This window comes from Pseudomonas sp. BIGb0381 (assembly GCF_024809815.1).
GTDB lineage: Bacteria > Pseudomonadota > Gammaproteobacteria > Pseudomonadales > Pseudomonadaceae > Aquipseudomonas.
On record NZ_JANUEN010000004.1, the window covers coordinates 75,156 to 89,326 of the forward strand.

General features: G+C 52.5%; 16 protein-coding genes and 1 pseudogene. 5 read left to right on the plus strand and 12 right to left on the minus strand.

All coding sequences use genetic code 11. The features are described 5' to 3' along the window. Positions 1–97: 97 nt before the first annotated feature. The 8 genes from M2397_RS13820 to M2397_RS13855 all read right to left on the minus strand — a co-directional run bounded on the left by M2397_RS13820 (position 98) and on the right by M2397_RS13855 (position 4,781). The gene (locus M2397_RS13820) at positions 98–487 is read right to left on the minus strand and encodes a DUF2946 domain-containing protein (RefSeq protein WP_259243630.1); all 390 of its coding nucleotides are present in this window, start codon (positions 485–487) and stop codon (positions 98–100) included. Positions 488–629: 142 nt separating this feature from the next. Beyond that, positions 630–1,034: a helix-turn-helix domain-containing protein gene (locus M2397_RS13825; protein WP_259243631.1), complete on the minus strand. Its 405-nt coding sequence runs from the start codon at positions 1,032–1,034 to the stop codon at positions 630–632. Positions 1,035–1,251: 217 nt separating this feature from the next. After that, positions 1,252–1,728, minus strand: coding sequence for a hypothetical protein (locus tag M2397_RS13830; RefSeq protein WP_259243632.1), 477 nt, complete (start codon positions 1,726–1,728; stop codon positions 1,252–1,254). Continuing rightward, positions 1,725–1,934, minus strand: coding sequence for a hypothetical protein (locus tag M2397_RS13835; protein ID WP_259243634.1), 210 nt, complete (start codon positions 1,932–1,934; stop codon positions 1,725–1,727). Before M2397_RS13835 ends, M2397_RS13830 begins: the two co-directional genes overlap by 4 nt. Before the next feature lie 150 nt (positions 1,935–2,084). Beyond that, positions 2,085–2,522, minus strand: a complete 438-nt coding sequence (locus M2397_RS13840; protein WP_259243635.1) for a PAS domain-containing protein — start codon at positions 2,520–2,522, stop codon at positions 2,085–2,087. A gap of 332 nt (positions 2,523–2,854) precedes the next feature. Next, complete coding sequence (locus M2397_RS13845; protein WP_259243637.1) at positions 2,855–3,565, minus strand: SDR family NAD(P)-dependent oxidoreductase; 711 nt, start codon at positions 3,563–3,565, stop codon at positions 2,855–2,857. A 36-nt stretch (positions 3,566–3,601) separates the two neighbouring features. Then, positions 3,602–4,162: a GTP cyclohydrolase I FolE gene (folE, locus tag M2397_RS13850; RefSeq protein ID WP_259243638.1), complete on the minus strand. Its 561-nt coding sequence runs from the start codon at positions 4,160–4,162 to the stop codon at positions 3,602–3,604. Positions 4,163–4,316: 154 nt separating this feature from the next. Then, entirely contained in the window at positions 4,317–4,781 is a 465-nt protein-coding gene (locus tag M2397_RS13855; protein WP_259243640.1) for a thiol-disulfide oxidoreductase DCC family protein, read from the minus strand. 295 nt (positions 4,782–5,076) lie between these two features. Here M2397_RS13855 and M2397_RS13860 point away from each other — a divergent pair, with 295 nt between their 5' ends. Then, on the plus strand, positions 5,077–7,329 hold the full coding sequence (locus M2397_RS13860; RefSeq protein ID WP_259243643.1) for an EAL domain-containing protein: 2,253 nt from the start codon (positions 5,077–5,079) through the stop codon (positions 7,327–7,329). A 514-nt stretch (positions 7,330–7,843) separates the two neighbouring features. Then, positions 7,844–8,308, plus strand: coding sequence for a DUF3429 domain-containing protein (locus tag M2397_RS13865; RefSeq protein WP_259243644.1), 465 nt, complete (start codon positions 7,844–7,846; stop codon positions 8,306–8,308). A gap of 767 nt (positions 8,309–9,075) precedes the next feature. Here M2397_RS13865 and M2397_RS13875 read toward each other — a convergent pair. Together M2397_RS13875 and M2397_RS13880 are read right to left on the minus strand one after the other, a co-directional pair. Next, positions 9,076–9,684, minus strand: a pseudogene (locus M2397_RS13875) (histidine phosphatase family protein); the annotation flags it as partial. A gap of 184 nt (positions 9,685–9,868) precedes the next feature. Then, entirely contained in the window at positions 9,869–10,339 is a 471-nt protein-coding gene (locus M2397_RS13880) for a helix-turn-helix domain-containing protein (RefSeq protein ID WP_259243646.1), read from the minus strand. 244 nt (positions 10,340–10,583) lie between these two features. On the opposite strand from M2397_RS13880, the gene M2397_RS13885 reads away from it, so the two are divergent. The 3 genes from M2397_RS13885 (at position 10,584) to M2397_RS13895 (ending at position 11,992) form a co-directional block, all read left to right on the plus strand. Next, entirely contained in the window at positions 10,584–11,141 is a 558-nt protein-coding gene (locus M2397_RS13885) for a hypothetical protein (protein ID WP_259243648.1), read from the plus strand. Positions 11,142–11,368: 227 nt separating this feature from the next. Beyond that, complete coding sequence (locus M2397_RS13890; protein WP_259243649.1) at positions 11,369–11,776, plus strand: hypothetical protein; 408 nt, start codon at positions 11,369–11,371, stop codon at positions 11,774–11,776. A gap of 12 nt (positions 11,777–11,788) precedes the next feature. After that, the gene (locus tag M2397_RS13895) at positions 11,789–11,992 is read left to right on the plus strand and encodes a hypothetical protein (RefSeq protein WP_259243652.1); all 204 of its coding nucleotides are present in this window, start codon (positions 11,789–11,791) and stop codon (positions 11,990–11,992) included. 33 nt (positions 11,993–12,025) lie between these two features. Here the strand turns inward: M2397_RS13895 and M2397_RS13900 are convergent, their stop codons facing one another. Further along, the gene (locus M2397_RS13900; RefSeq protein ID WP_259243654.1) at positions 12,026–12,841 is read right to left on the minus strand and encodes a DUF1206 domain-containing protein; all 816 of its coding nucleotides are present in this window, start codon (positions 12,839–12,841) and stop codon (positions 12,026–12,028) included. 271 nt (positions 12,842–13,112) lie between these two features. Beyond that, the gene (locus M2397_RS13905) at positions 13,113–14,162 is read right to left on the minus strand and encodes a hypothetical protein (RefSeq protein ID WP_169873802.1); all 1,050 of its coding nucleotides are present in this window, start codon (positions 14,160–14,162) and stop codon (positions 13,113–13,115) included. Positions 14,163–14,171: the final 9 nt, after the last annotated feature.

Here is a 14,171-nt window from a genome sequence, read left to right on the forward strand (position 1 = left end):
CTTCCTGATGATCAAGAAACTTCAAGGGCGTTTAGCGTCCATTGAGGCCGCTAAAAGATTTAAAAAGACAGCACCGGACAATGTCGCGGCGTCGTGATCAAGCGAAGGGAGAGGCGCGTGGACTTAGGCTTGGCCACCGAATCCTGGGATGGAGCTTCGGCAGTGCAGGATTTTCGAGGGAAGTGTCGGATGTGTATTGCGGTAAAAAGTGCCGGTAGTAGTTGGAGGGAAGCGCTGCCATTCCAGCATGGCCACAGCAGCAATCACCGTGCTGCATAACCGTTTTTGAAGGGGCTTGCTGGAAAGTGTCGACTGTTTTCTTGAACCCTGGAGGTAAAGCTTGAGAACTACCTCCCGAGCAGAACCCACCCCAAAGCATTAGCTGAACATCCGGCGTCTGCATAGCGCGGCTCATCGGCATGGCAAACATGTTTAGCAACACGGCCAGGCAGGCGATCCAAGGGCTTATGCGTTTCAACGAGGACATGTTCAAAGTCAGCGTAGAGGGGCGGTTATTTAGCCGGAATTAAGGAGCAATGTAAAATTTTCATGCGTGCGCCATTCCTTTCCTGAGATAGTTGGCTGACGAGTACGATCAGGCCATACGGTGTCACTGCGTCGGGGATCGTCTACTCCACGAAGCAGAATTCTACTTGCGGAGAGTTCGTCACTGAGCGATTAATTGAAGTCTTAGTAGAGAGGCGTGTTACCGGCGAGCCATCGTCCGACGAAATCGATAAATTCTTAAGAATTCCGTCATGGGCTAGATCCGCTAATTCATCTTGAACCCGGCGCAGCAAAGCGCTGGTGGACTCCCCCGATTCGGCGCAAAGGGTAATGGCTACTAGGGTCAGAGGATGTACATTGAGTGGGCCACTTAGCGCGGTGATCATCTCTAGCGTTGGACTCGATTGACCGCGTTCTAGTTTCGAGACGTATGTCCTACTGCTGACTTCTGCCAGGTTTCTCTGGGTCAGTCCCCTACCAGCGCGCATCGCTTTAAGCACAGCAGCGAAAGCTTTTTTGAGCGACATATACGCGTTCCTGATTTGAGTCAGTCTCTGTGAGCTTGTATACGTTGGGACGAGCCATTCTAGGCAAATCAAAGTCTATCACGGTATGCCTGGGTTTCATGCGTCAAGAGACGCCGAGATGAATCTTGTAGCTAGCTGGAACTATGCCCACTGAGTTGGGCTACGTACTCTAACCCTACCGGGACTGCTGTGATTTACATCTGCGGTCTCGATTGATCTATTGCGAGCTTAGCCAGGCCTCCACTTGTTTCAGCATACCTAGCTCGAAGAGCTTGGGTTTTCCCATCTCAAGAGTTGCGAGCAGCAGCTGTTTTTCTACTTTGGTTGGAAACCATTCAGCTACCTCGACATTGCAGTGCCTGGAACCGTTCAGTGCCCACTTCACGATCATGTCGGAAGCCGCTCGGTAATGATCGGCCATGAACAGGCGTTTGCCCTCTGATGCCCATCCTAGCTTCGCCAGCTGGTCGGTAACGTCGCATATCCCAGCGTCACCAAAGAAGTCGGTGGTATCAGGATAATGAATACCTGCAAGCGACACTTTCGCTACGCCCGAATCGCGGTCGAAGTAGGACAGGAAATGCCACCCACCTGTAGTGCTTCCAGCGTGCGGAAAATTGATGGCGGCTTTACCAGTTATGTAGTGCTCGCGTGACACACGTTTGAGGTCAAAATCGAAAAGCGGCTGGATCATGGGAGCTTTTTGAGCCGGGCCAGTCCCTGTTTGATATGACCAGCGTTCTCACCAATTGTGTAAAGCGCACCACGGACGTTGTCGCCGACTTCCGCATGTCCCTGGGCTTCTACCTGGAGCGTCAGTTCCATCAGGGCGGCCTCCAGGGCGAGCTGGTTTTCGTACATTCTTTCTAAGGTGTCTGAAAGCGAGTATTCACCGTGCATTTTTCAACTTCTTGTTGGGAAACGACAGAATAGCAGCAGGAGAGAATGGTATTGGAATGAGATCTTCGCACTCGCTTTTAGCAGAGTCGTTGACACGCCGACTGACTTCCTCCATTTAAGGCGCTATCAGCGTTCGCGCGATTCACATGGCTATTGAGCCAGGCGAGCTTTCAAGCTGGCGACTTCCGATTCAAGTTCACGCACTCGTTCGTGGGCCTCAAATTCAACGCTGACGTCCTTCTGGATGCCGATGTAATAGGTGAGCTGATCCGCCTCGTTAAAAACCGGAGTAATCGACAGCTCATTCCAGAAGGCACTACCGTCCTTACGATAGTTGCGAATGATTTGCCGGCAGGGCTCATACATTTTTATCGCCTCTCGGATAACAGCCAAGCCCGCTTGGTCTCGGTCTTCACCCTGTAGGAAGCGGCAGTCCTGATACAGAATTTCGTCAACGCTGTATCCCGTCAGGCGCTGGAAGGCAGGATTAGCGTAGATCAGGATGTTCTCATCGCCTTCTTGCTCGGCAATTACAATGCCATCATTCGAAGTTTCAACCATCAGTTTCAGCAGTTCTGCGTCGATCATTTTCAGAGCCCGGTGAATTTCACATCATTCTAGGATAACTTGCGGGTTATGAGCATTTTCGAGATCTTTTGAAAATATCTCTATGACTACCACGGACGCACTGCTGCATAAGAGCGCATGGAAATGGTGGGGGCGCGGTAACCCAAGTAGATGATTGATGGAGCGAAGGTGCATAGGCTTGGCTATAACGTCCCGCAAAGTGAACGGCCCCTTATAGAGCCAGGTTCGTGCCAGATAAAAATAGCAGTCCAGCGACAGTTACTCCAAATCGCGTACTTGCCCACTCGCGGGCCCTTTCAGTCAGCGGCTGCAGAATCAATGTTCACTCCCGACTACCAGGGAAGGCGTTCTCCGTTATAAGCGAAGAAATTGCCACTGTCGGCAGGCTCTAATCGGTCGATCAGCGATAGTAATTCCCAGGCGGCCACCTTTGCCGGCCTGGCGGCTGATGCACCCCGAAAGGGTTGCGACAGTGCTGATACAACTGTACCCGGGTGAAGGCTCAGCAGTCGGCTCTGAGGTCGAGTTCTTGCCAGCTCGATGGCCGCCGTTTTAATCAGCATGTTCAGTGCTGCCTTGGAGGCACGATAGGCGTACCAGCCGCCTAGGCGGTTATCGCCGATGCTACCCACCTTGGCAGAGAGCATCGCCATTGCGCCATGAGCGTCCAGCAACGGCAAGAAGTGACGCAAAACCAGAGCAGGCCCAAACGTGTTGATTTGAAATACCGACTGCAACGCGTCTGCTTCAATCGCGGAGTAACTTTTTTCAGGCTTTATTTCGTCGCGATGAAGCAGACCTGCGGCATGCACGATCAACTGATACGGTGCTTCTTCAGTCAATTCGGCTGCCGCTTTGGCGATACTGTCGGCATCCTCCAGGTCGAGGCAGGGAACACTGTTGCGCCCTAACTCACGAACATACGCACACCGTGGATCCTGATTGAGCAACTCACAAAACGCCGAGCCGAGCGCCCCACTGGCGCCTATTACGAGGGCACGATAGCCCTCACTAAGGGAGTTCATCGTTAAGGGACTGTTCATCTAGGCTCTCCTGCAGTCTGATGCGATTTGTTGGTGTTAACCCTGTCGCCCTATCAGTTGCAGGAACTCGTGACGCGTAGAGGAGGACTCGCGAAAGGCGCCCAGCATCACGGATGAGGTCATCACCGAATTTTGTTTCTCCACGCCCCGCATCATCATGCACATGTGCTTCGCTTCAATGACCACCGCCACGCCGGCGGCATCGGTGATGTGCTGAATGGTGTCGGCAATTTGTTTGGTCAGGTTTTCCTGGATCTGTAGGCGACGAGCGAACATATCCACCACTCGGGCCACCTTCGACAGGCCCAGTACCCTTCCTGTGGGGATGTACGCTACATGAGCCTTGCCGATGAAGGGCAGCATGTGATGCTCACACAATGAATACAGTTCGATGTCGCGCACGATGACCATTTCATCGTTTTGCGATTCGAACAATGCGCCATTGATCACATCATCGAGACTCATTGCGTAGCCATTGCACAGGTACTGCATTGCTTTGGCTGCGCGCTTGGGCGTGTCCAGCAGTCCTTCACGCTCAGGGTTCTCGCCTACGCCGACGAGAATTTCACGGTAATGTTCGGCTAATGATGGGTTCATCTTGATTCCTCGCAGCCATGCTGCGCTGTATGTGTCGGCAATCCTTGGCGGTAGGAGACTATCTGCTGCGCACGATCTGGCGCAGATGACACAGGGTTCGCCAGATCAGCCATTACCCAGGTTCTGCGTCTGGGACATGACAAGGCGAAGCTTTCTAGGTCTGCTTTTTTTTCAAAGTGGACTGCTCGTCTGATGCGGGTTTTGACGCCGGCACCGCGCACTGTTGATCGACGCAGCGGCTGCCGCTATCTGGGTGAGGTAACCACGCCAAATGGGGGCGTAAGCGGCAGAAAAGGCGATAACCGAATTCAAGCAGCGGGCGGAATACATTCCACGTCAGTGGCGCTGCCCAGAAACCCAAGCCGGCGGCTCGCCAGCTCCACAGGGTGGCATCCAGGCCGGTTACCCAACGTCCATCAGCGAAGCGGGCGTGCAGCGAGGACTGCATCTGCTCGAACGTGAACCCGAGTGCTTTGGCGTCGAATGCACCGCTGCTGATGTCCACGAAAATCAGTAGCTCCTTTACGGCATGTCCGCGCAGGAACTTGATTTCGCGCGCACAAAGAGGACATTCACCGTCAAAGTACAGCGTCAGCGGCCAATTCATTTTCTTGTACATTGACAATACTCTTGTATAACTCTTGTACAAGATATTCTGAAAGAAACATACTGACAATGGGAACGTTGCGGTTGCCGCGAGATAGACTTTACCGACCTCAAACACCGTAGCTTTGTGTGGGAGGAGAGCGGAGATTCAGACGCAGTGCCAGCTAGGTCGGGCTGTGCACTGTTTGTCTTACCTATTCCTATAGCGTAGGAACCTAGCCATCCGTCAAAGCCTCATACGCAGGTGGTGGCATAGTGATACTTTGGTAACCGCCAGCCCGAGTGATGGCTTGATAATAGGCGATTAAATGCAAGATAACTTCAACACCCAAAGCTCAGACGCGATGAATTTGTTGGCTCAGGCTGCTGCCCACTCAGCAGACTGCACCAGGGGATTGCTTGTCGGGGGGCTGCCAGGGAAGTGGGGGATTATCGCCAGTTACGGTGTGCACAAAGACCTAATCGTCGAGGCTTCTACTGAAAGCTTTCTACGTGATGCGGTTTTTCAAAAAGGCTTGATCGCAATCAGTGAAGCCGCAGGACAGGTTATGCCTATCTTGTGTCACCGGCTTATGTACTTTCGAGAGGGCTTTCTGATTGGCCTAGCCGTACGTGGGGCGGACAACAGTTTGTTGGGCGTGTTGCTGGTCAGCAGTGCTAAGCCACAACAACGCTTGAGTGCGGCGCAAAAATACGCATTGAAAACTCATGGCGCTCTTTTTAGTCAGCTGATCGAATCCAAGGAAACCAAACCTGTTCCGGCTATAGATCCGTTGATCGAGCGCTTAAGGCTACTTGAGTCTGTGGTGGTCAATGCGAAAGACTCAATCCTGATCACTGAGGCCGAGCCCATAGATCAGCCCGGCCCGAGGATTGTTTACTGTAATCCCGCGTTCCTCACCATTACGGGTTTTAGCTTGTCAGACGTGATCGGGCTAACCCCACGTATTCTCCATTCAGAAGATACGAGCAGAGCAACTCTCGATTCAATTCGTGTCGCATTGTCTAAGTGGGAGCCCATTGAGGTGGAGCTTATCAACGCTCGCAAAGACGGTAGCAAATTTTGGGTGCAACTGAGCATAGTGCCTGTCGCCAACGAGCAAGGATGGTTCACCCATTGGGTTTCCGTTCAGAGGGATATCAGCGAACGCAAGGACGCAGAATTGCTCGCACGTCAGGCTCAGGCTGATAGAGACGCGAAGGTTGCGTTGGAGACGCGGCTGCTGGAGAGGGCGCGCATTGAGGAGGAGCTTTCATATGCAGCCTTTCACGACAATCTGACCTCGCTGCACAACCGGGCTTATCTTATGTCTAGGTTGCTGAGTATGTTCACTGCGAGCAAGCCCCACTATATACCTGCGGCCACGTTACTGTTTCTAGACCTTGACCGATTTAAATTTGTCAATGACAGTCTCGGCCACATCGCAGGTGATCATCTCCTGAAAGTCGTCGCGCGGCGTCTTGAAAGCTGTATCCAGGGAGACAACATCTTTGCCCGCATTGGCGGCGACGAGTTTGCAATTCTACTGGCCGGGGATGAAAAGGCTCCTCTAGCCATCGAGCTCGCTCAACGCATCGTTAGCCAACTCAGCCAGCCAGTTGCTATTGATGGCCAGGATATTTTCACTTCCTGCAGCTTGGGCATTGTGACAGCTGACGCCTCACACGAAACACCTGAAGATTTGCTTAGAGACGCTGATGTTGCGATGTACGCCGCGAAGAAGAAAGGGCGTGGCCGCTGGACGATATTTGATGCCTCAATGCGAAAGGCTGCTATTGATGCACTCCTGATGCAAAACGCGCTGAAACAAGCCATCGCGCGCCAAGAGTTTTCAGTTGTTTACCAGCCGATTTATAACGTCGAGACCGGTGAAATCAGTGGCGTCGAAGCTTTGGTCAGATGGCTACATCCAGAGCTGGGGCATGTGCCTCCAGACACCTTCATTCCGGTAGCTGAAGATATCGGTGTAATTCACGAGTTGGGCCGTTGGGTCATGCAACAAGCTTGCTCGGAATTGCAGCGTTGGAAGCACGAATTCCCTTCGCTAAAATTGCATTTGAATGTGAACGTATCAGGCACTGAGCTCATTCGCCCTGGTTATGTAGCTCAAGTCATCAATGTGCTGTCGACCACGGGAGTTTGCGCGCACGAGCTTCAGATCGAGATTACGGAATCTGTTTTTCTTCACGAGCCGGAGATGACCGCAAGCGTGCTGGAGGCCGTTCGTGCGCTAGGGGTTCGCGTGGCGCTTGATGACTTCGGTACTGGCTATAGCTCCCTTGGATATATTGACCGCTACCCGTTCGACGCCATCAAAATCGACCGTTCCTTCGTTTCTAGAATGATGTCCTTCGACCGAAGTGATGCCATCATCAGAAGTGTCCTTTCCCTTGGCAGGACGTTGAACTTGGCTATCACAGCGGAAGGCGTTGAGACGCTCGCTCAGCTCCAACGATTGAGAGAAATGGATTGTCCATTCGTACAAGGGTATTTGCTCAGCCCTCCAGTACGAGCGGAAGAGTTATCTACATTGCTGAATTCCTGGAATGCGAGCTGCTAAGGTCGTTATGCCCCAACGTGGTGAGTTTTAGAATGTTAGCTTCGCTGCTTTCAATCAGCGCGTATCAATCACGGTACCATTGGGTCAACAGCGCTTCTGAAAAAGTGAAGCGCGGTCATTAGCAAACGGATTACGCACGTGGGAGGATGTAAGCCCACAGGGCGAAGGCTCGGTGACTGCGAGGCTCTGTTCACGAAAGCCGTCCTTGCGACTTTGCCCCTAGAGCGCCTTCAGGAGACGCTCAAGCGTCTTCAGACTGACGCCCGGTAAAGATCAAGGACGTATAACGAGTAAGCGCGACCAGGGTAAGCATGGAGAGGAAAGCTGGCGCGGCTCCAAATTTGATCCCAGCCTCTGTTAAGTGCAAGTTCGTGCTGAACGGTCGATTAACAGACTCACGAAGTTTGGAACTGCACTGGGCTACAGTCACGTAATCCACCATCCCATGAATATCTCGCCCAGGCGGGGCTTTTGGGCCTACAGTCTTGAGTGTCGCTCACAGCAAGGAATACAAATGAACGTGTTGCCTTCAATCTCTCCGCCAAAGTACGTCAGCCTGCTGGGTTATGGCGGTCTGTTGCCGTTTATTTTTCTGGCGCTGCTGATCCCGTTCTCTCTCGACTATCGGACGTTGTTTGATAATGCGCTTGTTAACTACGGCGCAGTCATCCTGAGCTTCGTTGGAGCCTTGCACTGGGGCTTCGCCATGACCGTGCAAGACATGAGTGCCAAGCAGCGCAGCGACCGGTTCATCTGGAGTGTCATTCCTGCGCTTATTGCTTGGATTGCCACGTTATTGCCAATGCCATTGGGTTGCTTGCTGTTGGTCATCGGCTTTGTTGTCCACCTCCGGCAGGACAGGCAGCTGTTGCGGGTTATGAGCTTGCCCGCCTGGTACCTGCCGATGCGATTACGGCTTACCCTGGTGGCGAGCGTCTGCTTGCTGCTTGCCGCGCTCGTTGAGGCGCTTCATTCATGAAGTCTCGTGCGCCCGACTCGTGGCCTGTATGCACGACTCACTTCCATCCGAGCACCGCGTCTGAATTAAGACGAGGCTGTTGGGCCTCTTAGCTCGTGGAAAGGTGACATGGGGGTCAGTAGCAAGCGGAGCGCGCAGGCGGGAGGATGGAAGCCCACAGGGCCAAGACTCGGCAACGGCGAGGCTTGGTTCACGACAGCCGTCCTCGCAGAGGCCCGCTCGACATTGGCTCCCTAGAGCGCCTTCAGGAGACGCTCAAGCGTCTGATGTTCCCAAGTGCTGAGCAACGCAATGGGATCTGTTCCAAATCTATCCCCCGCGTCAAACGACCATCGCCGTCCATCCGGATTGACGCATTCTTCGCAGTAGTCGAGCGTGTCACAGTCGTTGTAGATCGATATCCGCCAACCCTCGACGCTCACCACGAAATGTCCCGCATAAGTCTCATCCCAAGACGTCTGGCTCACTTTGGTCATCGTCCGTCGCTCGAAGGTGACCTCTCGGAATATTTGGCATACCTCTCTCGCTGAGAGCTCAGCCGCAGTGCTATTGCTGACGCGACTTACCCGGGATGAACGAGCTGCCGCTGTGGCCTCTTCTAGCCTTTGCTCAGCGTACATAGCCGGATCATCAACTGGCAGTGGATAGCCTGCAGCTGAGATAGCTTCGGCGCGCTCTTCAATGAGCAAACGCTCGGGATCGCGAACTGCTTGGTAGGCTCTGCCGGGCACGCATTGAGCTACGTCAATTCGCGACTCTCCAGGACTTAATCTCCAGCCAGCATCTTCTGGGTGCTTGGTTAGCTTGTAGCCACAGCAATTAGGCACGTGGTTGGTGATCTCGTACTCGCGCCACTCGGTCATTGCCTGGCCATCGATTGTCAGCGGGTTGCGCTCGATCAGCCACGCTACGGCATTGATAAGTTGCCCATGCGAAAACACTACGATGTCATGAGCAGGATGCTCTGCAAGGTGATCCAAGAAAGACTGAGCCCGAGATATAAAGTCCAGGAAAGACTCGGCACCTTCACCATCCGTGAATGCGGGGTCTGCTTTGGCCCAATATGCTTCCACCCAATCTCGCCTCTGAGCAACGGTCGTGTTGATACACCGTGCGGGCTCAAGGTAGGTGAACTCTTGGATAGGCCATATTTCAAACGGCACTGAAGGGAAAGCAGCCACTGTCTGCATCGCAGTTGCTTGAGCTCTGGAAAATGGAGACGTAACAATCAGATCTGGGGCCTGGGCGAATGACCCTGCCACTAGGCTCGCTTGTCCCACGCCCTTTGGCGTAAGAGGGATGGTCGCGTGATCCAGGCTTGCTTCGCCGGCGTTAGCCGCACTTTCCCCGTGTCGGATTAACCTGACATGCTTCATCGAATTCTCTCACGGCTTGGTACGCATAGCGTTCTATCCATTGCTGATCTTCAGGACTGAAGTAGAGCCAAGGATTATTGCTGCAACGATATCAGAACGCTCTGATCAGTAATGCTGCACGGGTAAATCAGGATGGGGTGATGCGCAAAGCCGCTGCGGATCTTACTGCGCTTTAGTGAGGAAATTATTCTTTGTGCCAGTACCTTTGCACGGTGGAAGCAGGTAAACCGAGCTTTACGACTGTCTCACGCTGAGTCATGCCCGCAACCTTGCACTCTCGTACAGCAGCCAATTTTTTCTGGGAAACCTGAGCTCCCGAGGGTCTGCGCACCAGCTCGCCATTTTCTATTTGGCTTGCGAAATCGGCCAAAAATCGTGGCGAAGAAAACTCGCGTACTTCCGTTTTTACTTCGGCCAGTAACTCATGAGGCGATATTTTTTCGCGAAGACTTGTTGCGAGCACCAGCAACGAGATGGTTCGGAGGTCAAGGATCTTTGCTACGGACTCTAGCGTTTCAAGCGATACGCTGACTTTACCGTTTTCAAGGTTGTTCACGTGAGTGGGGTCGATGCCAGTCGAAAAATCCTCTGCTTTCAGATCACGCGCACGTCTGAGGACGCGTAGGACAGCGGCAAGTGAATCCTTAGCAAGCATTGGAATCTCCAAATGCGAGGATAAGGCCACATTGCTAAAACCCATTCCATCTAATATATTCAGCCTTGGGCGTGGCTGGTTGATATCACCTGCGTATCGCCTACCAGCAGGGAAACGCCAGAGCTCCTCGCAGCAGGGTCTTCCGCGCGCACCTCTCTGCTACCGGGACATGGTTACATTTGGGGAAGCTGTAGATTTCAACTGCTCCAGAACTCTATTACGTGAATAAAAGGTAAATGTTGTAATGAAGTTTGATTGCGTAAAAGTTTCCGGAACGCTCGACTATGTCCGATCTGTGATGCCCATGAACGGTGGGTATAAAGCCAAGATCAGTATTGATGGATCCATCATTCCTAATTTGACATTGACCAATAAAATTTACGAAGAATTAGAGGGTGGCCAAAGTGTGACATTTTATGGGATGTTCAAGAGCAGTAGTAAAAAAGAAAAAAATATTGGTGTGATTTATGGTGTTCAAAAAGAAAGTGGCGAGAAAATTTTCGCTACTTCCTTTAGGCTCATGGTGCCAATGATTTTGGCGGGCGCCGCCGCTCTCGCATTCTGCATGGTATTTCTTATCGGCTGGTTTCCTTCTTTATTCGCATTGATCTGCTTATTCGGACAAGATCAAAGCTATATGTATAACGCTACAGTGCTTACGATAATTGAAGCTGGTTTGGTTGCGTTGTTTTTCCTTTGGCGTGCCTGGGTAATTTTCAGTGCGACCTCTAGACCGGAGTCTTGGGAAATAATTGCTCCTTCTACGCTGTCGAGTCGCTTCAGCAAGTTTCATAAGGAGTAATGTTCGTGGCTTGCGAGAAAAGCGAAACGTTTGCGCCACAATTTCGCTGAAAATTGAACTCAGTCAGAATTCCGGCGCACTACACGTTAGGCAAGCGGAGCGCGCAGGCGTGCAGGATGAGCGCCCGAAGGGCCGAGACGCGGTTTGCCGTGGCTCGGTTCACGCCAGCCATCCGCCGAAGGTGGCACGCCATAACCACCGCCCAGCTTTGTGAAAAGGAGGCTGAAATGACCTGCGATTTACTCCGCGAGCGTGAGAGAACTAGGCGAAAGGTTCTGTGGGCGCTTGCAAGCCGCCGTCCTGGTGATCCCAATGCATCCGACCTCCTTGCCATCCTCGATGATCTCGACGACCAAGAGCGAAACGACACCCCCTCTAGCGATAAGCTACTCGACCTCATTCAGGTTCGTAACTCTGCCTCGGTGATGCGCCATAACTCCGGAATCAACATCATTTTGGAGCAGACTATTCCGCAACCCTGGAGAGAGCGTTTCTACCAGGCAAGCGTCGGGTCGACCAGGTTGGTCGATGGGCCATACGCCTCAGGCTGGGATAAATTCCTGGCGAGTTGGGAAGCAGAGATGCGACACCTGGAGCAGCATCGGGCCGCAAGAAATAAATCTAAAAAAGACTGAGCGGGTGAGGGCATGGGACAAGACGATGACACGGTGTACTGCGATATCCAGATGCCGCTAGCCCAGGGCCGAGAGCTTCTGGAGTTGGTAAATGCACTGCGAGAATCGAAAGCTCATCCGCGTCTCGACAAAGTCTTCGAGCACATGCAAGACGAACTCAGTACGTCCATCGATATCGTAGATCACCCACCAACATGGGGGCCTTGGTGCGAGTAAGGCTCCTCATGGCAGTAAGACTTCCGTTTCTCATCAACCCCTGCTCGGTACTCCCGGCACATCCATGTTGATCTTGCGCCAAAAGGCTTCTGAGAAACTGTAAACCGAGAAGGCAATCAGCCCCAAGGCCATCACAATCAAAATCAACCAACCAGCAGGTAGATTTTGGAGTGCGTCTAGTGATTCCTTCATACCAGGTGGATCCATGGCTTGATAAGTGGAACCGCTGATTGCCAGCAGCAACGCAATCTCTATAAAAACAACCCCTCGGGCTATTAGGCCGAACCGCGACACCGGACGGACATACCGCATGACGTCTTCGTCAGCTTCAAAATATTTCTCGAACGACGCCTTCCATCCCTTGATGATGTGAGCAACACCCACACCAAGGGGAACGAGAGCGATCAGGTACACCAACAAATTCGAGTGATCCCAGGATAGGAAATGCGCTAGCCAGTCTTTGGTTTGCCCTCCGGAATCGCCCGAGCTTTTAATACCGCTAATGAGTAGGCCCAACGCGAAAAACGCGAGAGCGCCGTTGACCATACCTCCCGCGAACAGACCTGCGCGAATTACCAAACCTTTGAATTTTTTGCCATGATGATCGACATCACGCGTTGCTTGAAGCACGCGCCACGCCGCAAACGCGAGCAGACCCGCCACCACAAGCCCAACCAGAAAATAGCCGAATGGTTGGCTCAGCAATGCTTCCAGGCTCTTGTGGCTGTCCTTCGGTTTTGTCGAGTCTTGTGCTGCGAGCAACGCGAAAATACCGATGATCAAATACAGCAATCCTCGAGCGGCGTAGCCTCCACGAGCGAGTATTACTAGGCTGTGTTGCGCGGACATTCGATGTATTCCCGAGATCTGATACAAGAGCAGACCCCTCTCGCCGGGCAGGGTTCTATATCAAGCCGGTGACTGCGGGGAATTCGTCATCCAAGGCGACTGCCGGCATCAAACCTGAGCTCAGTACGTCCATCGATTTCATGTATTGCTTGCCAGCGCGGAGGCTTTGATGTCAGTGGAAACTCTTTATCGAAGTGCGGAAGTTTGCGGTCATATCCGATGGGCCTGTTAGATAGAGCGGCCAGATAGCTCTGAGAGGTGGTTTTTTAAACTAACGCTTCCGTGCCCGCCATATTTCTTCGATGTCGAGATTGGCCAAGGCATCGCGCATCAGCGTAAAGGCGTTGTCCGAAAACTGAGGAATACGAGTCGATCCAAATTCGAATACGTTACGGCACTTCACATCTTCGTCTATGCCCAGATGTGCTCGTAGGGCTTTGGCTTTAGGTTGGGAAAGCCCGACCTTCTTCGCGAGATCGGCTGCTCCAAGATGAAATTTTTTCTGTAGATCTAACTCACGCACTGCCGCAGCCTCTGCTGGGTCATCTCCGCCGATATATCGTACAGGCGCACCTACTTTTTTCGTGAAGTGAACAACCAAGTTCACGCCTTCGCCGTCAGTACGAGTGCCCACCATCGAAAGTCGAGGGAATACTTCATTGATGCCTTGGCCGCCACGCACTGCCTTTTCTACCCGATCAATATCGCGTTCGGATACTTCTACTTCTTCCACCGCGATGGATTCCATGGCCAGCATTGATCGTATACGGCCACGTGCTTCATCACGTTGACGTCTTCCCGGCTCCAACAAATCCCTAATCAGGTTGTATTCCCTGTCCACTAAAAACTCAAAATCACCTGGCGGCATAGTCGACACTGGCAGTACACGAGCCGGAATGTGATCAATCAGGCTAATCTCTAATGCTCGGAGCAGGTAGGCATCAAATGCCGTTATCAACGCCCTAGTGTTGAGGTAAAGCAAGTCTTCGGCAACAACCACCGACCAATGTTGGGCAGCATCACGCAGACTATCCACCGCGCGCATCACACCGGCTTCTTCTTGAGTCAGACCATAGTGGGCAATGCAAAGCCCAAGGCTTTTGTCGAACGAAATTGAGCGCCCTGTAACCTTATCGAATACTTTGGCCTTGTTCTGAACAAGGACTGCCTTGAGCAGCATTTCACAGGCGTGCTGAAGGTGGAGCAATACAGTAGTGATACGGCCATCGTCGTCAAAGCTATTGAAGGACTGCATCCCGATACGAAGGGAACTGACAGCTTTGATCTTAAGGGTTCGTGCGTCCCGTAATAGCTTCATTATTCACTCCTT